Source organism: Hymenobacter humi (genome assembly GCF_042665855.1).
GTDB lineage: Bacteria > Bacteroidota > Bacteroidia > Cytophagales > Hymenobacteraceae > Hymenobacter > Hymenobacter humi.
This window is the reverse complement of the sequence record NZ_JBHTEK010000001.1, coordinates 3438753-3460683: the sequence shown is the minus strand read 5'-3', so window position 1 is coordinate 3460683 and position 21931 is coordinate 3438753. Positions and strand designations below refer to the sequence as shown.

Genomic DNA, 21931 nt, shown 5'->3' with positions numbered 1-21931 from the left:
GGGTGGTTTTTCGGGGTCTGTTTTTCCCTCCAATAAAGAGACCATTATTGGAGTAGATTTGACGAATACTTTTTCTACTTCACCCGCTCACTAATGATTAAGACTGTACATAAACTCGACTTCGGTACTAGTGTAAAACTTCGTGAAGGAACTGAGCCTTCAGGTATCCTTTACAGGCTGCCCAACCGAAGGGTACAGATTACTCTCAATGATGATGATTCGGTGACTATTCATTTTAAACGGTTGCTTTCCTTGGAGGAGGCAGCCGAGGAGGTGAAGCCAGGTGAAGTAAGGATGGGGCGGGTGCTATTCAATAGACTCAAATTGAGCATGGATGCCTTTTCCTGCATGACTGACTTCATGAGATTTGTTGAGACTACTGGGGAGAAGCCAAAGAAGATTGACAGGACACCTATAACTAGAAAGATTAAAGCAGGATGAGGGTAGCCATTTACGCCCGCGTGTCGACCAAAGACAAAGGACAGACCACCGACAACCAGCTGCCCGACCTGCGGAGCTATGCCCAGGTTCACGGGTGGAGTATATATAAGGAGTACTCGGAAGAGGAGTCCGGTGGTGGCACGGCCAAGCGCACCCAGTTCCAGCAGCTGTTCGCCGATGCCCACCAGCGCAAGTTTGACCTGGTGTTGTTCTGGAGCCTGGACCGCTTCAGCCGGGAAGGTGCGCTGGCCACGCTGCAGCACCTCAACCAGGCTCGAGCAGTGGGGCGTGGGCTTCCGTTCTTTCACCGAGCAGTACCTGGATTCGACCGGGCTGTTCAAGGATGCCATCATTTCCATCCTGGCGCTCATTGCCAAGCAGGAGCGGGTGCGCCTAAGCGAACGCACCAAAGCCGGCATGGCCCGCACCAAGGCCAAGGGCACCGTGCTCGGGGCACCGACCAAAAGCCAGGAGTTGATTAGACAGGTGCTGCTAATGAAAGGGGAGGGCAAGTCGAATGGCGCCATTGCCCGTGCCTGCAACATCTCGCCGAGCACCGTGGCCAAGTACCTAGCCGCATAGTTTTCGTGTCCTTTTGAGCAGATAGTGAAAATGGAATCTTTGAGTCCTCAATCACCCATTCACACCCTAACTGCTCACACGCATGAAAGGAATTTTGCTGATGCTCTTTGCGAGCATTTGCCTGCTGCTGGCTAACGCCACTAGCCAGGCGCACCCCAGACCGGACCACCCGGCCCACGCCACGGAGTTTGTTGACTCGGTGGCCATTCCCCAACCAGCGATGCTAATCGTTGCCGACTCGGTGAGCTACCGCCTGGTGGCCACCGGCGCGCAGCAGGCCCGCGACATCGAGCGACCTGCTGGCGGCACCACCGCCCGGGTTCCGGCGGCCGTCGTGGTCGCGCCTCCCAATCGGAAGGACTCGCTAAGCCAGGGAAATAGCATGACGTTATCGGAAGCCAAACGACAATTACGACCGGACCCGGGCCGACAACGCAAAGGCTATAATTATCGCTAGTGACTTTATACTAGTGGACTGATATGAAAAATCCCGACTGCAAAGCCGGGATTTTTCATTTTTAAAGTGCCCGGTTGGTATGAATTCGGGCATTACGCCAAAGAATTATATAAATCCCCTAGCTAAACAGTAGTTTAGTATGGACGAATTTTTTCTCTCAGCGTTGGAAAGCCGCAAACACTTTTCCTTCCACTATTATGAACGCAACTGCTACCACTACCGAGCCGGCCGTTTTACCCGACGTCTCTGCTGCCATGGAAAGGTTCTATGGTTTGAACGATGATTTGGACGCCGTGCAGGCCACCAATCGCCGGGTCTTATTTGAGTTTTTACGCACGAAACCTTCCTTATCCGTTGGGGAGATTGACACCTTGGAGACCATCTCGGAGTTGCTGGCAGATTTGTCCATCGCCAAACGACGAACGGCCTGCTCCTAAAGAAAAGCCCCGCCCACCAGCGGGGCTTTTTTATGGGCGGCACCGGTCCACCGCAGATTATAGGCTAATATAATTAGGTTATAGGGGCCTATTATTGCTAAGTAAGTTAGTAAAAGGTTGTACTTTGCTCTCCGAAACGAGGTGCTGCGGGGCGTTTAAGGCGTTACAACTCTACCGTATAAATCCGTAACACCCTCTATAGTTAGCTTTTATTCTTTCCATCTCTACTATGACGACTGCTGCCGTGGATGCTTCCTGCCCTACCATTACCCCCGCCCTGAAAGCGGTGGAGAAATTCTATGCCCTTATCGACGATGCCCACGTACCGGCCCAGGTATGCCGGCGGGTCTTCTTTGAGTTCCTGCGCACCCAGCCCGTGGGCCTGACGCCCGACGAGGTCGACACCTGGTGGGCCATCAGCGAGCTACTGGCCGAGCTGGAGCAGGCCCGCGCCGGGAAGCTCGCCGCCTAACTCCCAAAAAAGCCCCAGCTGCGCCTGGGGCTTTTCTTATGCCGCTTCGTCGAGGGCGTTGAGGTGGTCGATGGCGGCGCGCTTCATGTCGTTGTCGACGTGCACGTATTTCATCGTGGTGGTGATTTTGGCGTGGTCGAGCAGCTTCTGCAGCACTTCCAGTTTGCCGCCCCGCCGCATGAACTCGGTGGCAAACGTCTCCCGGCCGGCGTGGTGGTGCAGCCGCGACTCGATGTCGAGGGTTTTGCCGATGGCGCACAGTACCCGGTTGGAGTACTGGTCGGTGTAGTTGTAAAATCCCGTCTGCTCCTCTTCCTCCTGGGCATCCTGCAGGTAGCGCAGGGCCTTGCGGGTGAGCGGCAGCATCATTTCCCGCAGCGTTTTCGAGTAGGTTTTCTGGGCCTTGAAGGTGAGCTCGTAGTTCTCGATGGTGCACTGGCCGATTTGCTTCAGGTCGCCCAGGCGCAGCGAGGACGAGCAGCTGAAGAGAAACTTGCAGAGCACCCGCCGGTGCACCGTGCGCGGGCCGCACAGCTTATAGTAAGCTTCGAGCTTTTCCAGCTCGGCCGGCTTGAGGGCCTTCCACTTGCCGGGCTCGTCGCGGTTTTTGAAATCCTGGTAGGGGTCCTCGAACTTCATCCGGTCCTTCCGGGCCAGGGCCAGGTAGGTTTTTACATCCTTGTGCCGGCCCCAGCGGGTGTTCAGGCTCTTGATGTATTTCTTTAAGTACGCGTCGAATTCATCGGCGAAGTCGGTGGTGAGCGTGTTGAACGGGATGCTGGGCCGGAAGGCGTAGAGGGCGTTGAAGGTGCTGAAGTGATTTTTGCGGGTCACGTCGCTGATTTTCTCCTTGCGGTGGCGCTCGATAATCTTGGCCCGGAAGTAGGCGATGAAGTCGTTCTTGCTGCCCTCGGTGGCGAAGTCGCGCTTGAAGCGGTCGAGGGTGAGCACCTCCTTGCTCAGACGCCAGGTCACGAAGATGTCGTTGGCCTTGGCCAGGGCCTGGCCGATGAGCAGGTTGTGGTCGCGGGCCCGCGCCTCGAGCTGGGCCCCGGTGCCGCCGGCCAGGCCGACGGCCACCGCCACGCTGGCTTTGTAGGTCTCGCTGCGCCGGGCCGGTGGGAGGAAGTCAGGCAGCGACCGGCCTCCTCGTCGAACAGCTCCGGCGGCCACTCAACTCGAGGTTCATCTGCCAAATGGCGGTGCCGATGATGATTTGCAGGCGAATCGCACAGGTGCCATCCTGCCGGACCGGGTACCGCAATTTGATTTTACCAGAGTAGTTCACTGTTAAATCGATTTTACCACTGTTAAATGGTTGTGAAATGGTAAATGCAGAAAGCCGAAAAACGGCCCCCCTGAATTGCTCAGAGAGGCCGTTTTTCGGCTGTTTGACCCGTTTTGAGGCGGGAGATTTACAAAAAAGTACCCAGAGCCGGAGTCGAACCGGCACACCTTGCGGTATTGGTGTTTGAGACCAACGCGTCTACCGGTTCCGCCATCTGGGCAAATTCAGAACATTTCCGCTCTGCCGGTATCAGGAGCGGGCTGCAAAGGTAGCAACTTGCTGCTGTATGCGCAACAGATACCGCTTTTTTAGGTAGTAGGTGCGGATTTGCTGCAGGGCGGCCGGCCGGTGGTCACTCGGTAAGCCTTCATAGCCAGCCAATACGGGCTCAATGCCGGCGTCCAGCGTGTCGGCCAGCGCCTGCACTTCGGCGGCTACCTGGGCCACGGCGGCCGGGTCGGGGGCGGTTTCCAGGTCCATGAGCCTGCTCGTTCAGGTCCATCATGTCCATCAGGAAATCGGGCGGCAGCTGCTCCTGCTTGCCTTCCTCGAGCAAGCCGTGCTGGCGCAGGATGTAGGCCATGCGCTTGTCGGGGTCGGCCAGGGTGCGGTAGGCGTCGGTGTTGAGGGTAGCCTGGTGCAGCATGTCGGCCTGGTTTTCGGCCGAGGAAGTGGCGTGAAAATCGGGGTGGGTTTCGCGGCTTTTGGCGTAGTACTGGCGCTTCAGGGCCGCGTCGTCGGGGTGGAAGGATTCGGGCAGGCCGTAGAAAGCAAAGTAGTCGGGAGACATGGGCAGGGCGAGGGCAGCAGGATTCGTATAAAGACAACAGTACGGCTACAACACCGGAGTAACCGAAAAGGCTACCGGCGTCGCGGCAAAAAGCCGCTTCGTAGCCGGCCATACTTCCCCGAAAAGGGTGGATTTGCGGTAGTTGTCGAGCGCCGCGGCATCGTCCCAGTGGCTGTAGGTGCAGTAGACGGCGGGGTTGTCGGCATCCTGCCACAGTTCGAGGTGGCGGCAGCCCGGCTGCTGCCGGATGCGGTTTTCGGATGCCTGGAATAGGGCGAGAAAAGCCGGCACCTGTTCGGGCCCGAAGGTCATGCGAACAACGCGAATGAGCATAGAAGGCAATTAAGAAAAATTGGGCTGGATAGGTTGGCTGCAACGGTTACTACGGTGCAGCCAACTCATATTCGGAAGCACCCGTAAAGGTCAGCCACACATCGTATACATTCTTACGCCTCCATTTTCATGAAACGACTTTCATTTCGCCTCATCGCCCTGTCCTTCGTGGCCAGTGGCCTGCTGCTGAGCAGCTGCAACAGCCAGCCCACCGCCACCGAAGCCGACAAAACCGCGACCGTAATTCCCAAAGAAGTTACCGCAGCTTCGGACAGCACCGCTACTGCCGTCTCGGCCGACAGCGCCAATGCGGCTGCCGGCACCACGACCTCCGGAAAGTAGCGCCGGAGAAATTGAGCTACCGACAAGTGAAAAAGCCAGGCTTCTCTAATCGAGGCCTGGCTTTTTTGTCGAGCGGAAGCCACACTTCAGCTCAATTGGGATGCGTTGGATGAGAGTAATGGGCCTGGGAACTTGAAGCAGCGAGAAGCTGGAGCGGCGGGAGCAATTATGAATAAACAAAACAATTTCGGGCGGTGAAATGCTATATAAAAACGACATAGTACTAACATCTGGTTCTTCCAGCCGTAAAGCCCCTCTAACCAATCCTTCTAGCCTTAAAACCAAACACTTTCATGAAATTCCTTTCCTTCTCTTCATCTGCCTCGGCCTGGCTGGCTGCCCCAGCCCTGGCCGGAGGCCTACTGCTCGGCGGTTGCAATAGCCAGCCGACAGCCACCGAAACCGACAAAACTACTACCGTCGAATCCGGTGAAACCAATGCAGCTTCGGACAGCGCCGCGACCACGGCCAATGCCGCCGGTACCACCGCTAGCGCCGTGAAGCCCACCGGCCCCAAGCCCGCCTGGGGCCCCAACCTCAAGCCGGAGATGCAGGCCGTGATTGAGCAGTTCATGAGCTTCAAGAACAAGCCCCTGCCCCAGCTCACGGCTGTCCAGGCCCGCAAGCAGCCCAGCGCCGCCGACGCGGCCATGAAGCAGATGCGCGTCAGCAACATTCCCACGCCGCCCCTGAACTGCGACACTGCCAGCAAAACGCTCATGCCCGGTGTGAAAGCGCGCATCTACACGCCCAAAGGCGGCGCGGCCCCGTACCCGGTTATCGTGTACTACCACGGCGGCGGCTGGGTAATTGCCACCAACGACACCTACGCGGCCTCGGCCCAGGCCTTGTGCGAGAAGGTGGGCGCCGTGGTGGTGTCGGTGGAGTACCGCAAAGGCCCGGAGCATAAATTCCCGACAGCCCACGACGACGCTTTCGCCGCTTATCAATACGTGCTGAAGAACGCCGCGAGCATCAAGGGCGACCCCAACAAGGTGGCCGTAGCCGGCGAAAGCGCCGGGGGCGGCCTGGCCTGCGCCGTGAGCATGCTGGCCCGCGACCGCAAAGTGGCCCTGCCCAAGTACCAGGCTCCTCGTGTACCCCATTGCGGGCTACGACCAGAACACGCCTTCCTACCAGGCCAGCACGGCCGGCTACCTGCCCCTCGACAAAGCCGGCATGGGCTGGTTTTTCAAAAACTACCTGCGCACCCCCGCCGATGGCAAAGACCCCCGCGTGAACCTGGTGGCCGCTAACCTGAAAGGCCTGCCCGCCACCACCATCATCGCCGCCGACTACGACCCGCTCAAGAGCGAAGGCAAGACCCTGGCCGACAAGCTCACCGCCGCCGGCGTAAAAGTCAACTACAAGCTCTACGAAGGCACCACCCACGAATTCTTCGGCATGGCCGCCGTAGTGCCCGAAGCCAAAGACGCCCAGGGCGTAGCCACAGACGACTTGAAAGGCGCCCTGAAATAGTCAACTATTAATTCCAGAAAAACGAAAAGTCCTGGCTCAATTGAGCCGGGGCTTTTCGTTTTTACTTGGTACGTTGAGCCGTTATTCTACTGGAAAGCGCACGTCTACCTGCGAGTCGAAATGCAGGCCCAGCAGTTCCGAGGCATTGCCCTGGCAGATGCCCAGGCACAGGCAGCCCTGGCTGTTGAACACGGCCACGGCCTCGCCGGGCGGCACGGCCGAAAAATGCGGGTGTAATTCTTTTATCACGTCGCGGCCGAAGTGCACGGCAAAGTCGCGGCCGTGGCCCACGGCATCCACCGCCGTGCGCGAAATGTTGGTGACGAGGTTGCCGTAGTGGTCCACGTGGGCCACGTGCCCGGTGATGCGGTGGTCCTGCAGGCGCAGCTGGCGGTTGTTGAGCCTGGTGGAAGGTGCTGACGAGGGGCCCGATGCTGGCGAGCGGAGCACCCTGAGCCAGGGCCACGGCGGCAGGCAGCAGCACGTCGCGGGTAGGCGAGGGTCACGGCCGCGGGCAGGGCCGCCAGCTCCTCGGGGGCGCCGTTGGTGAGCAGGGCCAGAATGCCGTTGTCGCCGGCCACGAAGTAGTGGCCTTCAAACAGGGCGGCCTGCCAGCCTGGCTCGGGGCCCGCGCCGTGGTCATCGACGCCGATGACGTGCACCGTGCCGGGCGGGAAGTCCCGAAATACGGATTGGAGAACGTGAACGGCGTGCGCGATGTTGAAGGGTTCGACGCCGTGGCTGATGTCGACCACGGTCGTGCTCGGAGCCAGCTGCAGCAGTCGTGCTTTCAGCGCGGCCACGTAGTGGTCGCGGTAGCCAAAATCTGTCAGCAGTGTTATCAACCCCATGCCCGCGTTCCGTAGTTTTTCGTAGTATTGTTCATTCGCCCGAACCGGGGCAAAAGTAGCCGGTTTGGGGCGAAAACGGGCTGTTTTTTGTCACCCTTCTTCTTTCCCCTCTCTTCCAACTTGGTCGAAAAAATCATCATCCTCGAAAACATGTCTTTGGTCGATTTCCTCGGCCCCGACAACCAAAATATTCGCATGCTGGCTGCGGCCTTTCCCGGGTCGAAAATCATCAGCCGGGGCAATGAAATCAAAATCCAGGGCCAGACGGAAGTCATTGCCCGCATCAACGACCTGCTTTCTTCGCTTATTGAGCACTACCACCAGTACGGTCAGATTACCGACAAGACCGTGAACCAATACCTCTCCGCCACCAGCGAGGAGGCCGAAGGCCGGGTGCTGGCCGCCTCGCCCGACGTTATTCTGTTTGGCGCCAAGGGCGGCGTTATCAAAGCCAAGACCGCCAACCAGCAGAAGCTCGTCGACACGGTAATGGCCCACGACCTGACGTTTACGCTGGGCCCCGCCGGCACGGGCAAAACCTACATTTCGGTGGCCCTGGCCGTGCGCGCGCTCAAAAACAAGGAGGTGAAGAAAATCATCATCTCGCGCCCCGTGGTGGAAGCCGGCGAAAGCCTGGGTTTCCTGCCCGGCGACATGAAGGAGAAGGTAGACCCCTACCTGCGCCCGATTTACGACGCCCTGGAAGACATGATTCCGGCCGAAAAGCTGAAGTTTTTTCAGGAAAACAAAATCATCGAAATCGCCCCGCTGGCCTACATGCGCGGCCGCACGCTGAATAATGCCTTTGTGCTGCTCGACGAGGCCCAGAACACCACGCCGAGCCAGATTAAGATGTTCCTGACCCGTATGGGCCCCACGGCCAAGGTGATGGTGAATGGCGACCGCAGCCAGATTGACTTGCCCACCCGCCAGAAATCGGGCCTGATGCAGGCCATGGACATCCTCAAGAACGTGCCCGGCATCGGCTACGTCGAGATGACGTCGGAAGACGTGGTGCGTCACCGCCTGGTAAAGGAAATCGTGGAGGCGTACGACAAGTACGACACCGAAGAAATGAGTCGCCAGGCCCAGCAAAACGGCACCCAGCGCCGCGACGAGCGGCACGAAAAGCGCCTGCGCGAGCAAGGCATGCTCGACGCAGCCCCGGGTGAGGTAGAAGCTGAGCTGCCCGTGAACCAGGAGCAGCCCCTGTAGTCCCCAATTGCTGTTAATTTCAACGTCCGTCATCCTGAGCGCAGCGAAGGACCTTATTACGGCTGAACAATTGTCGTTCAAGCTGATAAGGTCTCTCGTTGTGCTCAGGATGACAAATTTTTAACCCCTCCGCCTTATGTCTGCAACTGCCTACCGCATCACCGACCTGCGTGACCTCGACGCTGCCTTTACCATTCGCGAAAAAGTATTTCAGCAGGAGCAAGGCGTGCCCGCCTCCAAAGAGCACGACGAGCACGACCGCACCGATGCCCGCCACTACCTGGCCCGCGCTGCCGATGGCACGCCCGCCGGCGCCGCCCGCTGGCGCCAAACCGACAACGGCGTGAAGCTGGAGCGCTTTGCGGTGCTATCTGATTTCCGCAACCAGGAGATTGGTGCCGCGCTGCTTCACGCCGTGCTGACCGACGTTAAAGCCGAGATTCCCGACGCGGAAGTGTATTTGAATGCGCAGCGCGCGCCGTTCCGTTCTACGAGCGGCACGGCTTCCGGAAAGAAGGTGAGATGTTCGAGGAGGCTAATATCCAGCACTATAAAATGGTGCTGGGGTAGCGGGTTAGCTCAACCCGTGGAACCTCACCCCCGTCCCCTCTCCAAAAGAGAGGGGAGCCAAGGCACAGGGGTTAGCTTAATTTCAAGATAGCAAGGCCCGGCTCAATTGAGCCGGGCCTTTTCATTCGATTACTATAACGTCAGGCACCCCTCTCTTTTGGAGAGGGGCCGGGGTGAGGTCCCGGACGTGCAGTAACAAAAAACACTCTCCGCTACCCCAGCAACGCTGGGCGCTGCGTGATTTCGTGGTAGCAGATGTGCGCTCGGCTGAAGTAATGGAACACCATGCTTTTGCGGGTTTGCGCTTTGTCCAGGTGAGGCTCGCCGCCGTGCATGAGGTTGGCGTGCCAGATGAAAACATCGCCTTTGCGGGCCAGGAAAATCTGCTTCTCAAGGCCGGTCTCGGCAATCTTGCGGGCAATGGTGGCCTCGTACTGGGTGTACTCTTTGTCGCCGTTGAGCCAGGAGGTGCCTTCGTTGGCGTAGTCAGCGTTGAGGTAGTACGGCAGGCGGTGGCTGCCGGGGTAGTAGTGCAGGGGGCCGTTGTCGGGGGTGATGTCTTCCAGGGCCACCCATGCGGCTGCCAAACCGCCCAGCGGAAATGTGCTCATGTGAATGCTGTCGGAGTGCGTACGCTGCTCGCTGCCTTTCAGGAAGTTGATGCTCTGAAACAGTGTGGCTTCGTGCCCGAGCAAGGCCGCGACCAGTGCCCGCAGCGCGCCTTCCCCGGCCGCACGGATACGCGCCGATTTCCGGAAGGCAAACATGAACTTGTTGCGGTAGCGCAGATTGACCTGCTTGCTGGCAACGAGGCCGGCCAGCTCCTGATTGATGCCATCGACTGCTTCGGCGGGGAAAAAGCCGGGCAGAATGGCAAACCCGTTGTCTTCAAAGGCTAGCAGGCTGGCCTGGCTTTCGGGCGGTAAAGCAAGGAAGGCGGCACTGCCGGCCAGCCGTGCGGCCAGGGGCGGTACCGGCGGCAGGCCGGCAGCGGGCGGCAGGTGCGCAAAGTCGCGACTGCTGATGGGCGAGAAGTAGCGCTTGTTTAGCCCAAGCCGCTGGTACAGCGCCTGGTTGTGCACCAGCTTGCGCCGCTGGAACACGTTGTAGACGGAGTAGCTGAGCTTGAGGCGGCGCAGGAGGGAAAGCATGGGCAGCGGCACTGTTTGAAGTGCCAAGATAGCGCCGAGCCGAATCTGTAAGCAGAACCGTCAGGCCAAATGCCGATGGGCCATAAGCAACTTGAGCCAAGGAAAGCACCTTAGCAGCACCAGCGCTACCCAAATAAACGACTTCGGCCCACCAGACGGCTCAAGGCCGGAAAGGCATCCGGAATTGAGTTAGAAGCTGTCTGGTTTTTTGGTCTTTGAAACCAGGTAGAGCCGCAACATTTTGCGTCTCGTCGTTGAGCGATGTTGTGCTAACGGCGCGAATGCCGAGACGCAAAATGTTGCGTCGCTACCTCGTTCCAGCAAACTCAAACAGGAGCTTATTAGCCTTTTTTGAAAAGACGCTGGAATAGCTTACGACCCAGCCAGATAGGAAAGAACAGCACTTTCAGCGGCCAGGAACCGGAAAGTAGGCTGCCGGACCGTTTGTGAAGCGGGGTGAAGTCGTAGGTGCGGGTGTGCCGCCGCGACTTGGGCCGCGATTTTGCGGGCTTCAGAACGCTGGTGGAAGCAGCGGGGTACCGGAAACGGGTCCCTCCACAGTTCAAGCAGTAGCTGAACACGCCAGCCCTACGCTGACCGCACTGAAAACAAAGCACAACAGTAGGGGCGGAAGTCAAAATATCCAAAATCACTAGTACGCTGAGCTAAAGGCTGTAGCAACCGTAACAAAGATTATTTGGAATACTGCCTGGTGCAAAGGCCAAGAAATTCTTTTTCTTTGGCATAATTACCTACCCTATTTCTATCTACCGTGCCTCGTTTAACTCCCCCACTACACACGGCCTTGCGCGAGGCCGTCGCGGCCCGTTTTGGGCAGTCGCTGCGCTACCCCAGCCACTGCGATGCCCTCGAGGCCGAACTGCAGAAAGCCGCGGGCTCCGGTGGGCGGCGCATAAGCCCCAGTACGCTGCGCCGCTTTTTTGGGCTGGTAGAAAAGGAAGGCGGCTTCCACCTTTACACCCTCGACACGCTGGCGCGCTACGCCGGCCACGCCGATTTTGAGGCCTTTGGAGAAGCCGTGTCGGCCCTTGTGCGCACGAAAACCCCGAGCGCGCCCACCGATATTCCCGAGCTGCTGGCCATGGACCGGCTGGCCCACCCGGAGCGCCTGCTGCTGGGCTACTTTCTGGGCCGCGTCACGCGGCCGGCCACGCCCGACGGTCCCGCCACGGACCTGGCTCTGCGGCTGGCCGCCCACCCCGCCGGGCAGGAGTTTTTCGTCGAATCGTTTGTGGACCTGGCTTACCTCAACGGCGCTTACGGCGAAGTAGTGGCCGAATACCTGCGCCACAAGACCACGGCGCAAGCCCGCCTGTTTGGGCACGCGGTGCTGTTTCTGGGCGAATTTCTGGCGGAAGATGAAGCCGCTTGGCGCGCACGGCTGGCGCACCTGCGGGCCCTGCCGGTGCCGGCCGACACCCACGCGTTTCCGCGGGGCCGGCGGGCTCTGGCCGAAATAATGGCGACTTGGCATGATGCCCCCGACCGGCGGGTGCCCGCTTCGCTGCTGGCTCGCTTGCAGGCCGATGCGGCGGCGGTTCCCCGGGTCATGATGCCGGTGCAGGCGCTGCCCGCTTTCTACAACATGTTTCCGGCGGGCTACTACTTCTTTGTGGCCGCAGCGCTCTTCCTGACCAGTGAGTTTGAGGCGCTGCTAGCGTGGCTGGAGTTCACCGCGGCCGAATTTCCCGAACTGGCGACGCTGGAGCACAACGTATACAACGAGCTGCTGCGAGCCTACCGGGCCGTGGCCCTGCTGCGCACCGGCCGCGACACCCCGGGCTTTGTGCGGTCGGCCTTTCTGTTTAGTCTGGAAACCCACACGTGGCTCCTGGACTACTACCAGGTGCATATCTGGCTGGTGGAGCTGCATTTTGCCCTTGTGGCCGGGGACTCCGCCGCCGTGGAAGTGTTGCAAAACCAGATAAGCGACTTCGCTGCTTCCCATCGAATGCCTTTTTTAAGCGGGTGGCACAAAGCATTGAGGAAAAGACTGCTGCAATGGCATAAGTTGAGCTAATCGCAGGGACAGGTGTGAAGTGCTTGCTGCCGGAAAGCGTTAGGAGAAAGTGCGTTGCTTTGCGAAAGCCTACATTGCCAGCTCAATATATTCTTCTTCTTCCGCCTTCTGCCATCTGTGATAACCTGGGCTAGCTTTCCCTTTGTGCGGTACACCCCGCGCTGATTGCCGGCATTGTGGCCTGCCTCTACTTCGGCGAGAGCTGGCCCGAGCGTGGCCCTACGCGGCGGCCCTGACCGTACTGGCAGCCGGGTTTATTTATTGGGCCGTGGGCCAGCGCCGGCCCGCCGCCACCGATGCGTCCGGCACGCTGGCCTTGCTGGCGGTAGCCGTGCTCGGGGCCGCACTCACGCAGCGTGCTACCGAAAGCCGCCGGGCCGACCACCTTTACCGTTTTGCCGAGCAGGTGGAGTCCTACCAGGCCGTGGTCGACGACTACGTGGTGGTGCGGGCCGCCACCTATGCCACCACGCTGCGGGTGCAGGCCGTGCGCGTGGCCGGCCGCTGGCGCCGGGCCACCGGCGGGGTGCGGGTGTCGCTGCCGCGGGTGGCCAGCATAGCCCAACCCGGCTACGGCGAAGTGTGGCTCATTCGGGGCCATCCCGACCCCAGCAAAGCCCCGCTCAACCCCGGCGAGTTCGACTACCGCCGCTACCTGGAATACCGGCAGGTGTACCACCAGCAGTACATCCACCCCGACCAGTACCGGGTGCTGCGGGTGGAGCCGCCCAACGTGCTGGTGGCCCTCAGCATGCGGGCGGCCGCGCAGGCTCGACGGCGTTTTTCGGCACTACATCAAGGCCCGGCGCGAGTATGCCATTGCTTCGGCGCTGGTGCTGGGCATCAAGGACGACGTGGATGTGGCCACCAAGCAGGCCTACACCGCTACCGGCACCACGCACATTATGGCGGTGTCGGGCCTGCAGGTGGGGCTGCTGTTCGCGGCCATGTCGTGGCTGCTGGGCGTGCTGTTTGGGCGGGTGCGCGGGTTCCGCATCTGGTCGGCGCTGGTAGGGCTGGCCGTTATCTGGAGCTACGCGTTTCTCACGGGCTTGTCGGCGTCGGTGCTGCGGGCCACGGTCATGTTCACGTTCGTGATTCTGGGCAAGGCCACCGGCCGGCAGGACATGATATTCAACACGCTGGGCGTGGCTGCCTTTGCGCTCCTGGTGTTCAACCCGTTTCTGGTGGCCGATGTCGGCTTTCAGCTGTCTTTTCTGGCGGTGCTCAGCATCGTGTACCTACAGCCGCGCATCGTGCGCTGGTTCGATCTGGAAGGCTACTTCTATGCCCGGCGCCGGCCCTGGCAGCCCCAGGCGGTGCAGTGGGGCTGGCGCGGCAGCGGCTGGTTTCTCACGCTGGTGTGGCAGGCCACGGCGCTGTCGTTGGCGGCGCAGATGGCCACGTTTGGGCTGGGGCTGTTTTATTTCCATCAGTTCCCGCTCAGCTTTTTGTTTTCCAACCTCGTGGCCGTGCCCATTTCGAGCGGCGCGGTGTACGTGGGGCTGGCCTTGCTGGGGCTGAAAGGCTTGGCTGCTGCGCTTAGCGCCGTGCTGCCGGCCGGCGCCGAGGGGTGGCTCGATTTGTTGCCCCGGTTCGTGGCCTGGGTGTTCGAGGGCATGGTGTGGGCTTTTAATGAATTTATCTTCTGGGTGAGCCGCGTGATGTCCGGCTGGGTAATTCGCGAAATCCACGTGACGGCCCTGCAAACCGTGCTGCTTTTTGGGCTGATTGGGGCGCTGCTGGCCTGGGCCAACACCCGCCGCCTGGGCTGGCTGCGGTGGTCGGCGGGCCTGCTGCTGGTGTATGCGGGCACGCGGATAGCGGAGGCCCGGGCCGTGGCGCCCACCGAAGAATTCATCGTGTACAGCATTCCGCGCCGTTCGGCAGTGGGCTTCTGGCGGGGCGCGGCGGCCGAGTTTGTGACGCCCGACTCGCTGGCCCTCACCGAAACCGAGCGCACCTACCGCTTGCTGCCCGGCCTCATTCAGCGCCAGGCCAAGCACCCGAGGTATTCGGTGGGCTGGCGCGGCAGCGCCATTCCCGTCCGGCGCCTCGCCGACCCCGACAGCGCCAGCGACCGGCTGTTCCTGAAGCCAGGCCCCGTGGTACTGGCCCAGTGGCGCGGCCTGCGCATCGGGTTTGTGTCCAACAGCATTTCAACGGCCATCCGGCCCACGCCCCTCGATGTGCTGGTGCTGCGCCGCAACGCCCGCCTCAGGCCCGAGACGGTGGCGGCCGTATTTGGCCCACAGGTGCGGGTGGTGTTCGACTCGTCGTGCAAGATTTGGTACGTGGCCCGGCAGGATTCCAGCCTGCGGGCGCACGGCTTCCGCACCTGGGACGTCACGGCGCAGGGCGCGTTTCGGTGCCGGCCGCCCCTGGCCCGGCAGTAGGGCACGCCTGGTTTCGCATTGCTACAGTTAAGCTGTTTTTCGGCTCAATTTTCTGTGGGGACTGAAGTTTTCGGGCTCGGCCCATCAAACCGTATATGCCAGTACCCGACCACTTTCGGCAGTGTGGTAACTCGGCTGGCCGGGTAAAATAATCCGCCGGCAAAAAATTTGCGTTAATTGCCTTGAGGGATGCCACTGTTTCACCACGGTGCACCTCTTTGAAATACCCTTCGCCCGCGCTGTTCCCGCCTCCCATGGAAAATTTACTTACTCCCGAACTCGAAGCCCTGCGCTACATCCGCTACGAAGCCCAGGACCGCATCGGCTACATCACCCTCAACCGGCCCGACAAGCGCAACGCCCTGAACGCCGACGTGGTAACCGAGCTCAAGCACGCGTTCGACTTTGCCGAAGCCGATGAGGCGGCCAAGGTAATTGTGCTGCGCGCGGCCGGCGACGTGTTCTGCGCCGGCGCCGACCTGGCCTATATTCAGGACCTGCAGGGCTTTGGCTACACCGACAACCTGGAAGACAGCACCCACCTCATGCAGCTCTTCCACCAGATTTATACCCTCAAGAAAGTCGTGATTGGGCAGGTGCAGGGCCACGCCCTGGCCGGCGGCTGCGGCCTGGCGGCCATCTGCGACCTCACCTTTGCCGTGCCCGAGGCCAAGTTTGGCTACACCGAAGTGAAGATTGGGTTCATTCCGGCCATTGTGAGCGTGTTTTTGCTGCGCAAAATAGGGGAGGCCCGCACCAAGCAGCTGCTGCTCAGCGGCGACGTGATTTCGGCCCAGACGGCCCTCGACATGGGCCTGATTACCTTCCTCTCGACCAAAGAAGAGCTGGCCGGCACCGTGCACGCCTATGCCCAGCGCCTGTGCCGCGAAAACTCGGGCCATAGCATGGAAGTAACCAAGGAAATGCTGGCCCGCCTGCCCGAGCCTGGCCTTGGAAGACGGACTGCGCTACGCCGCCCAGCGCAACGCCGAAGCCCGCGGCTCGGAAGACTGCCGCAAGGGCATCGCGGCCTTCCTGAGCAAGGAGAAGATTAGCTGGTAGCGGGAAAACTCGTTTATTAGTAGCCCCATAAACCAGAACGCCGTTCTGCTCTCCAAATTGGCGGGAGCAGAGCGGCGTTTCGGCGTCCTTTCCAAACAACGCTTTCCTGCTCCGGTTACTTTCGCATGACAATACTGGCCGCCGCTGGCATCACCCTCACCACCTTTGCCTTCATGGAATTTTGGGCCTGGTTCATGCACAAGTTTGTGCAGCACGGGCCGCTCTGGGTACTGCACCGCTCGCACCACGTGCGGCACCCGCACCCGGTGGAGCGCAACGACCTGTTCTTTCTCATTTACGGCGGCATTTCGGCGGCCCTGCTCATTACCGGCGACGATGGCGGGCGCTGGTGGTTCTGGGTGGGCGTGGGCATTGCGGCCTACGGCACCGTTTATTTTTTCGTGCACGACGTGCTGATTCACGGCCGGCTGCGCTTCTGGAAAAAATCGAAGAATACCTACCTGCGGGCCTTGAACATGGCCCACAAAACCCACCACAAAACCAGCGGGCGCGACGGCTCGGCCGAATTTGGCCTGCTCTGGGTATCGCCCAGGTACCTGCACTGGCCCGCCAACAAGCCGCAAACAAAAAGGAGAAGAACCGCAGCGTTGTGGAATAGTCAGGGGTAGTAGTTGCCTCAAACAATTAGTGGCTATCCGCTTTATACTTTCTTCTGAGTCCTTGTTTCTACTATAAAATGGGCCAATTCTCCATCAGCGACCTGGAGCAGCTTTCGGGCATCAAGGCGCACACCATCCGGATGTGGGAGCAGCGCTACGGCCTGCTGCGGCCGGTGCGTACGGCCACCAACATCCGCCTGTACTGCGACGAGGACCTGCGCCGCCTGCTCAACGTGACCACGCTCTGCGGCCGGGGCATGCGCATTTCGAAGGTGGCTCAACTCAGCGACGCCGACATGCAGGCCGCCGTGCTGGCCTGCGGCAACGACGCCCACGACTACCACCTGCAAGTGAATGCCCTGCTGGCGGCCATGCTCACCTTCGACGAGGTTCGCATCAACCAGCTGTTTGACGAAGCCACCAGCACCCTGGGCTTCGAAAACATGATGCTGCACGTGGCCTACCCGCTGCTGCAGCGCATTGGGCTGATGTGGCTGGCCGGCACCATGAACCTGTCGCAGGAGCACCTGCTCTCGCACCTGCTGCGCCAGAAGCTGCTCGCCGCCACCGATGCGCTGCCGGCCCTGGGCTCGACCGGGACGCGGCGTTGGCTGTTGTTTTTGCCCGAACACGAGCTCCACGTGGCGCTGCTGTTCATGAACTACGCGCTGCGGGCCGGGGCCAGCACACCTTGTACCTGGGCCAGAACATGCCCATCAAGGAGCTGAGCATGGTGTGCGAATTCTACCACCCCGATGCCTTGGTGACGGTGCTCACCACCCAGCCCGAGCGCACGCGCATCGGGGAGTTTGCCCAGGAGCTGCAGCAGCTGTGCCCCGCCGGCCGGGTGGTGCTCTACGGCAACCTGGCCCGCCAGGAAGGGCTGGTTTTGCCGCCCAATTTTGTGGCCCCGCCGCTGATGACGGATTTTATGGCCATGATTACAGAAAATAATTTGGCGCCGGCCACGGCCTAAAGCCCCACCGCGGGCGGCAATCCGCTGGCCGTTCGTGCCCGTAAATGCGTTCGTTCCCCGAGGAAATCCGGCCATTCAGCAAGTGCGTGGCCGGGGGCGTAGCCCTACCTTTTAGCTTACCGCGTCAACCAGTGAAAATAGCCCGGGCCGGTGAAATTTCTTTTGGTGGCCGTGGCCTAATTCGGTTTAAGCTCGTATATTTGTTTAACAATCGGCCACGAAAAGCTAAACAGCATGACTTCGCTAGAATTCACCTCGCAAGTGCAGAAAATTTCGCTCACCCTCCGGCCCGCCGCCATGAATTTGACGCGAGACGCTGATGACGCCAAGGATTTGGTGCAGGAAACCCTCCTGAAGGCCCTGCTCAACAAAGACAAGTTTAAAGCCGGTACCAACCTGAAGGCGTGGTTGTATACCATCATGCGCAACACCTTCATCAACAACTACAACAAGATAACCAAGCGCAGCTCCAACATCGATTCGACGGAGTATTTCCAGTATTTCAACACCGACCAGAACTACATCACCCACAACGGCGCCACGTCGGATTTTGTGGTGCGCGACATCAACGAGGCCATTGCCGGCCTGGGCACCGACTACCGCACGCCGTTCATGATGTACTACATCGGCTACAAGTACATGGAGATTGCTGAGAAGCTGCAAATCCCCATCGGCACCGTGAAAAACCGCATTCACATTGCCCGCAAGGAGCTCAAATCGGCTCTGCAGGTGTATGCGCCGGTAGGCGCCTCGGCTGCTGATACCTCCGAAACAGTTGAGGACTAACCTTTTTGCCTGAACACCTTGGCCGCCGGCCTTGCTGCCGCACCCGCGGCGCGGGGCCGGCGGTTTACTTTGTACCGGGTTGATCAAAAGATGCTGCCGTTTAATAACGAACGTCATCCGAAAAAGAACGTCATGCCGAGCAGAGCCGAGGCATCTCGCTCACGCCGGCTGTCATGCTGAGCTTGCGAAGCATCTTTACCACGAGAGCAATACCAATCGTCTGTCATGCTGATGAAGGAAGCATCTTCTCATCGTCAGACGGCTCGTTAGGGCGTGATAAGATGCTTCGTAAGCTGAGCATGACAGACGATTGGTTCACTACCCCATTCGAGATGCCTCGGCTCCGCTCGGCATGACGCTTAAACCGAACTTTTAATATCTCCACTTGCAGAAGGATACCTCCAAACACGCCATCGTTATCGGCGCCGGCTTTGCCGGGCTGGCCGCGGCCACATCGCTGGCGCAGGCCGGCTGGCGCGTCACGGTGCTCGAAAAACGAGAGTGCCGGCGGCCGCGCCCGCGTGTTTCGCGCTCAGGGATTCACCTTCGACATGGGCCCGAGCCTGGTACTGGATGCCCGACGTGTTTGACAAGTACTTCGCCCGCTTTGGCAAGAAAGTGGCTGACTACTACGAGTTGCAGCGGCTCGACCCGTCGTACCAGGTGATTTTCAAAGGGCCCGAAGCCGTGGACATCCCGGCTAAAATGAGTGAGCTGCGCGACCTGTTCGAGCGTTTCGAGCCCGGCAGCGCCGCCCGGCTCGATGATTTTCTCAAGCAGGCCGCCTACAAATACGAGGTGGGCATCAACCGCCTGGTGTACGCACCCAGCCGCTCGCTATTCGAGTTTGCCGACCCCAAGCTGCTCGTGGACATGGTGCGGATGGACGTGCTGCAAAGCATGCACAAGCACGTACGCCGCTTCTTCAAAGACCCGCGACTGCTGGAGCTGGTGGAGTTTCCCATCCTGTTTCTGGGGGCCACTTCCGAGAACACGCCCGCGCTGTACTCGCTCATGAACTATGCCGATTTGGCGCTGGGCACCTGGTACCCGAAAGGAGGGATGCACAAGATTGTGGAAGGCATGGTGCGCCTGGCCGAGGAAATGGGCGTGGAAATCCGCTGTAATGAGGAGGTAAAGGAAATCGTGGTGGAGCAGGGCAGGAGCACCGGCGTGCGCACGGCCACCGGCTTTTTCGCGGCCGATGCCGTGGTAGCCGGCGCCGACTACCACCACATCGAGCAGGAAGTGTTGCAGCCAGAGTACCGCCACTACGACGAGAAGTACTGGGACTCGCGCACCATGGCGCCCTCCTCGCTGCTGTTCTACTTAGGTGTGAACAAGAAGCTCGACAAGCTGCGGCACCACAACCTGTTCTTCGACGAGGATTTCAACCAGCACTCCCGCGAGATATACGAGCAGCCGCAGTGGCCCAGCCGGCCGCTGTTCTACGCCTCGGTGCCCAGCAAAACTGACCCTACGGTAGCGCCCGCAGGCCAGGAAAACCTGTTCCTGCTCATTCCCGTGGCCACCAACCTCACGGACGACGAAGCCACCCGCGAGCGGTACTACGATATGCTGATGGACCGGCTGGAACAGCATTGCGGCCACAGCATCCGCGACGCGGTGGTCTTCAAGCGCAGCTACGCCCACCGCGACTTCACCTCCGACTATCACAGCTACAAAGGCAACGCCTACGGTTTAGCTAATACCCTCAAGCAAACGGCCATCCTGAAGCCAAATTTGAAGAGCAAAAAAATCAGTAATTTGTATTTCACCGGTCAGCTTACCGTGCCCGGGCCGGGCGTGCCGCCGTCGCTGATTTCCGGGCAGGTAGTGGCGGCAGAGGTGATAAAAGAAAATTAATAATGAAGAGTGAGGAATGAAGAATTGCTGACCCAGTAATTCTTCCTTCTTCCTTCCTCATCCTTCATTCCTCATTCAATGATGGACCACGTTAAACTATTCACCGACACCAGCCTGGCGTGCAGCAAGCTCATCACGGGGCGCTACAGCACCTCGTTCACGCTGGGCATCCGCACGCTCGACCCTAAGCTGCACCTGCCGGTGTATGCCGTGTATGGGTTTGTGCGCTGGGCCGACGAAATAGTGGACACGTTCCATGACCACGACAAGGCCGCGCTGCTGGCCGACTTTCGCCGCCAAACCTACGAGGCCCTGGACACCGGCCTGAGCTTCAACCCGGTGCTGCATTCCTTCCAGCACGTGGTGCGCCAGTACGGCATCGACCGCGAGTTCATTGAGGCCTTTTTGCACAGCATGGCCCTGGATTTGGAAGACCAGAACTATCACCCCGGCTTGTACAACGAGTACATCTACGGCTCGGCCGAAGTAGTGGGGCTGATGTGCCTGCGCATCTTCTGCGACGGCGACGATGCGATGTTTGAGCGGCTGCGCGGGCCGGCCCGGCGGCTGGGCGCCGCGTTTCAGAAGGTGAACTTCCTGCGCGACATCCGGTCCGACTACGAGGAGCGGGGCCGCGTGTACTTTCCCGGCGTGGTGTACCAGCGCTTCAACGACGCCACCAAGCACGAAATCGAGGCTGATATCAAGGCCGATTTTGAGGCTGCCTACGAGGGCATTGTGCAGCTGCCGCGCTGCGCCAAGCTGGGCGTGTACCTGGCGTACGTCTACTACCTCAAGCTCTTTTATAAAATAAAGAAGCTGCCGGCGGCCCGGATTTTGGGCGAGCGGGTGCGGGTGCCCGACAACACCAAAATCCTGCTACTGTTGGGTTCCTACTTCCGGTACCGCTTATCGCGCATTTGAGCATTTTTTGAGCACGGCTTTTGCCCAAGGGCAAGGCACTACTGTTGTGCTCCGTAATTTTGCCCATATGAAGATTATTAGTCTGCTATTGTTATTTGGTACCGTTAACGCTGGGCCGGCGTCTTTGGCCGCCGACTTACGTATGGGTGAAAAGCCCACGGGCAGCCCTGTTTGGTACGACGCCGTTGCCACGGCCCCCGCGCCAGGCAAAATTTCTTCATCCATTCCAGTAAAAACCAACGTGTCTTCTCCTTACCACCCCACCATTCTTCGCCGCCACTACGAGCAAGCCGCTGCCGACAAAACCGCCGGCGAGAAATTCTACAAGCTGCTGGCCGACTACAACGACGACGACGCCCTGGTGCTGGGCTACAAAGGAGCCGCCGAGGCCATCCGCGCCCGCGACGCTTCCATGTTCAACAAAATGACTTACGTGCAGGATGCGGCGCGCACGTTTGAGCAGGCCGTGGGCCTCGACCCCAAAAACCCCGAAATCCGCTTCCTGCGCTTTTCCGTGGAAAGCAACTTGCCGGCCTTTCTGGGCCTGAGCAAGCACGTGGACGAAGACAAGGAGCTGCTACTCAACGCCGCCCTCAGCCACCCCAAGTCTGGGCTTGATGCGGAGGCTTTCCGCACGGTGCGCAACTTTTTGGTGGAGCGCGGGCACGTGAGCGACGAGCAGGCCCAGCGCCTGAGCAAGGTAGCCGAGTAAACCAGCCCCATGTTAGGCTCTTGAGCCTGGCCAGACTGAGAGCTGCCCACTGAATAGAGATTCGCGGAGGAAGGAAAAATTACCTCCTATTCTTTATATTTGGACACGGCCCGCTCGTATCTGGCCGGAAATACTCGGGC

25 protein-coding genes, 1 tRNA gene and 4 pseudogenes are annotated in these 21931 nt (G+C 59.8%); 22 read left to right on the top strand and 8 right to left on the bottom strand.

The genetic code is table 11. The annotated features are described in order from the left end of the window. Window positions 1-93: 93 nt before the first annotated feature. The 6 genes and pseudogenes from ACFQT0_RS19350 to ACFQT0_RS19325 all read left to right on the top strand — a co-directional run bounded on the left by ACFQT0_RS19350 (window position 94) and on the right by ACFQT0_RS19325 (window position 2389). A complete protein-coding gene (locus tag ACFQT0_RS19350; protein ID WP_380204775.1) occupies window positions 94-441 on the top strand; it encodes a hypothetical protein in 348 nt (115 codons plus the stop codon). Continuing rightward, window positions 438-668, top strand: a pseudogene (locus ACFQT0_RS19345) (recombinase family protein); the annotation flags it as partial. The gene ACFQT0_RS19350 and the pseudogene ACFQT0_RS19345, both read left to right, overlap by 4 nt. A gap of 61 nt (window positions 669-729) precedes the next feature. Continuing rightward, complete coding sequence (locus ACFQT0_RS19340; protein ID WP_380204774.1) at window positions 730-1023, top strand: LuxR C-terminal-related transcriptional regulator; 294 nt, start codon at window positions 730-732, stop codon at window positions 1021-1023. 82 nt (window positions 1024-1105) lie between these two features. Continuing rightward, window positions 1106-1480 carry a hypothetical protein gene (locus tag ACFQT0_RS19335; protein WP_380204773.1) on the top strand — a complete coding sequence of 125 codons (375 nt, stop codon included), beginning with the start codon at window positions 1106-1108 and terminating at the stop codon, window positions 1478-1480. A 197-nt stretch (window positions 1481-1677) separates the two neighbouring features. After that, the gene (locus ACFQT0_RS19330; protein ID WP_380204772.1) at window positions 1678-1917 is read left to right on the top strand and encodes a hypothetical protein; all 240 of its coding nucleotides are present in this window, start codon (window positions 1678-1680) and stop codon (window positions 1915-1917) included. 229 nt (window positions 1918-2146) lie between these two features. Beyond that, a complete protein-coding gene (locus tag ACFQT0_RS19325) occupies window positions 2147-2389 on the top strand; it encodes a hypothetical protein (RefSeq protein WP_380204771.1) in 243 nt (80 codons plus the stop codon). Window positions 2390-2425: 36 nt separating this feature from the next. On the opposite strand, the gene ACFQT0_RS19320 is transcribed toward ACFQT0_RS19325, so the two are convergent. The 5 genes from ACFQT0_RS19320 to ACFQT0_RS19300 form a co-directional block, all read right to left on the bottom strand. After that, entirely contained in the window at window positions 2426-3562 is a 1137-nt protein-coding gene (locus tag ACFQT0_RS19320; protein ID WP_380204770.1) for a site-specific integrase, read from the bottom strand. Window positions 3563-3815: 253 nt separating this feature from the next. Further along, window positions 3816-3897: transfer RNA gene (locus tag ACFQT0_RS19315), tRNA-Leu, on the bottom strand. A gap of 29 nt (window positions 3898-3926) precedes the next feature. After that, window positions 3927-4124, bottom strand: coding sequence for a hypothetical protein (locus ACFQT0_RS19310; protein WP_380204769.1), 198 nt, complete (start codon window positions 4122-4124; stop codon window positions 3927-3929). Then, entirely contained in the window at window positions 4066-4467 is a 402-nt protein-coding gene (locus tag ACFQT0_RS19305; protein ID WP_380204768.1) for a hypothetical protein, read from the bottom strand. Before ACFQT0_RS19305 ends, ACFQT0_RS19310 begins: the two co-directional genes overlap by 59 nt. Before the next feature lie 45 nt (window positions 4468-4512). Next, window positions 4513-4800 (bottom strand): putative quinol monooxygenase, encoded by a 288-nt coding sequence (locus ACFQT0_RS19300; RefSeq protein ID WP_380204767.1) that lies wholly within the window; start codon window positions 4798-4800, stop codon window positions 4513-4515. Between the two features lie 129 nt (window positions 4801-4929). On the opposite strand from ACFQT0_RS19300, the gene ACFQT0_RS19295 reads away from it, so the two are divergent. The 3 genes from ACFQT0_RS19295 to ACFQT0_RS19285 all read left to right on the top strand — a co-directional run bounded on the left by ACFQT0_RS19295 (window position 4930) and on the right by ACFQT0_RS19285 (window position 6621). Continuing rightward, entirely contained in the window at window positions 4930-5142 is a 213-nt protein-coding gene (locus tag ACFQT0_RS19295) for a hypothetical protein (RefSeq protein ID WP_380204766.1), read from the top strand. Window positions 5143-5435: 293 nt separating this feature from the next. Beyond that, window positions 5436-6398, top strand: a complete 963-nt coding sequence (locus ACFQT0_RS19290) for an alpha/beta hydrolase (RefSeq protein ID WP_380204765.1) — start codon at window positions 5436-5438, stop codon at window positions 6396-6398. Continuing rightward, entirely contained in the window at window positions 6301-6621 is a 321-nt protein-coding gene (locus tag ACFQT0_RS19285) for an alpha/beta hydrolase fold domain-containing protein (RefSeq protein WP_380206082.1), read from the top strand. Before ACFQT0_RS19290 ends, ACFQT0_RS19285 begins: the two co-directional genes overlap by 98 nt. A gap of 81 nt (window positions 6622-6702) precedes the next feature. Here ACFQT0_RS19285 and ACFQT0_RS19280 read toward each other — a convergent pair whose 3' ends face one another. Both ACFQT0_RS19280 and ACFQT0_RS19275 read right to left on the bottom strand, forming a co-directional pair. Then, window positions 6703-6921, bottom strand: coding sequence for an SAM hydroxide adenosyltransferase (locus ACFQT0_RS19280; RefSeq protein WP_380204764.1), 219 nt, complete (start codon window positions 6919-6921; stop codon window positions 6703-6705). Continuing rightward, on the bottom strand, window positions 6867-7466 hold the full coding sequence (locus tag ACFQT0_RS19275; RefSeq protein ID WP_380204763.1) for an SAM-dependent chlorinase/fluorinase: 600 nt from the start codon (window positions 7464-7466) through the stop codon (window positions 6867-6869). The genes ACFQT0_RS19280 and ACFQT0_RS19275 overlap by 55 nt, the downstream gene beginning before the upstream one ends. A gap of 126 nt (window positions 7467-7592) precedes the next feature. On the opposite strand from ACFQT0_RS19275, the gene ACFQT0_RS19270 reads away from it, so the two are divergent. Next, window positions 7593-8687, top strand: coding sequence for a PhoH family protein (locus ACFQT0_RS19270; RefSeq protein WP_380204762.1), 1095 nt, complete (start codon window positions 7593-7595; stop codon window positions 8685-8687). Between the two features lie 136 nt (window positions 8688-8823). Beyond that, a complete protein-coding gene (locus ACFQT0_RS19265; RefSeq protein ID WP_449272075.1) occupies window positions 8824-9348 on the top strand; it encodes a GNAT family N-acetyltransferase in 525 nt (174 codons plus the stop codon). Window positions 9349-9469: 121 nt separating this feature from the next. Here the strand turns inward: ACFQT0_RS19265 and ACFQT0_RS19260 are convergent, their stop codons facing one another. Next, the gene (locus tag ACFQT0_RS19260; RefSeq protein ID WP_380204761.1) at window positions 9470-10408 is read right to left on the bottom strand and encodes a phytanoyl-CoA dioxygenase family protein; all 939 of its coding nucleotides are present in this window, start codon (window positions 10406-10408) and stop codon (window positions 9470-9472) included. A gap of 772 nt (window positions 10409-11180) precedes the next feature. Between ACFQT0_RS19260 and ACFQT0_RS19255 the strand changes: the two genes are divergently transcribed. The 11 genes and pseudogenes from ACFQT0_RS19255 to ACFQT0_RS19205 all read left to right on the top strand — a co-directional run bounded on the left by ACFQT0_RS19255 (window position 11181) and on the right by ACFQT0_RS19205 (window position 21791). Continuing rightward, on the top strand, window positions 11181-12449 hold the full coding sequence (locus ACFQT0_RS19255) for a hypothetical protein (protein WP_380204760.1): 1269 nt from the start codon (window positions 11181-11183) through the stop codon (window positions 12447-12449). Between the two features lie 268 nt (window positions 12450-12717). After that, window positions 12718-13083, top strand: a pseudogene (locus tag ACFQT0_RS19250) (DUF4131 domain-containing protein); the annotation flags it as partial. Window positions 13084-13282: 199 nt separating this feature from the next. Then, a complete protein-coding gene (locus tag ACFQT0_RS19245) occupies window positions 13283-14845 on the top strand; it encodes a ComEC/Rec2 family competence protein (RefSeq protein WP_380204759.1) in 1563 nt (520 codons plus the stop codon). Between the two features lie 254 nt (window positions 14846-15099). Next, window positions 15100-15907 (top strand): annotated as a pseudogene (locus ACFQT0_RS19240) (enoyl-CoA hydratase/isomerase family protein). Between the two features lie 125 nt (window positions 15908-16032). After that, window positions 16033-16536, top strand: a complete 504-nt coding sequence (locus ACFQT0_RS19235) for a fatty acid hydroxylase (RefSeq protein ID WP_380204758.1) — start codon at window positions 16033-16035, stop codon at window positions 16534-16536. 68 nt (window positions 16537-16604) lie between these two features. Next, window positions 16605-17255: a MerR family transcriptional regulator gene (locus tag ACFQT0_RS19230; protein ID WP_380204757.1), complete on the top strand. Its 651-nt coding sequence runs from the start codon at window positions 16605-16607 to the stop codon at window positions 17253-17255. Beyond that, window positions 17219-17503 carry a hypothetical protein gene (locus ACFQT0_RS19225; RefSeq protein ID WP_380204756.1) on the top strand — a complete coding sequence of 95 codons (285 nt, stop codon included), beginning with the start codon at window positions 17219-17221 and terminating at the stop codon, window positions 17501-17503. Before ACFQT0_RS19230 ends, ACFQT0_RS19225 begins: the two co-directional genes overlap by 37 nt. Window positions 17504-17737: 234 nt before the next feature. Next, a complete protein-coding gene (locus ACFQT0_RS19220) occupies window positions 17738-18289 on the top strand; it encodes a sigma-70 family RNA polymerase sigma factor (protein WP_380204755.1) in 552 nt (183 codons plus the stop codon). Window positions 18290-18701: 412 nt separating this feature from the next. Beyond that, window positions 18702-20155, top strand: a pseudogene (locus ACFQT0_RS19215) (phytoene desaturase family protein). Between the two features lie 81 nt (window positions 20156-20236). After that, complete coding sequence (locus ACFQT0_RS19210) at window positions 20237-21079, top strand: phytoene/squalene synthase family protein (RefSeq protein ID WP_380206081.1); 843 nt, start codon at window positions 20237-20239, stop codon at window positions 21077-21079. A gap of 142 nt (window positions 21080-21221) precedes the next feature. Further along, entirely contained in the window at window positions 21222-21791 is a 570-nt protein-coding gene (locus tag ACFQT0_RS19205) for a hypothetical protein (protein ID WP_380204754.1), read from the top strand. Window positions 21792-21931 lie beyond the last annotated feature (140 nt).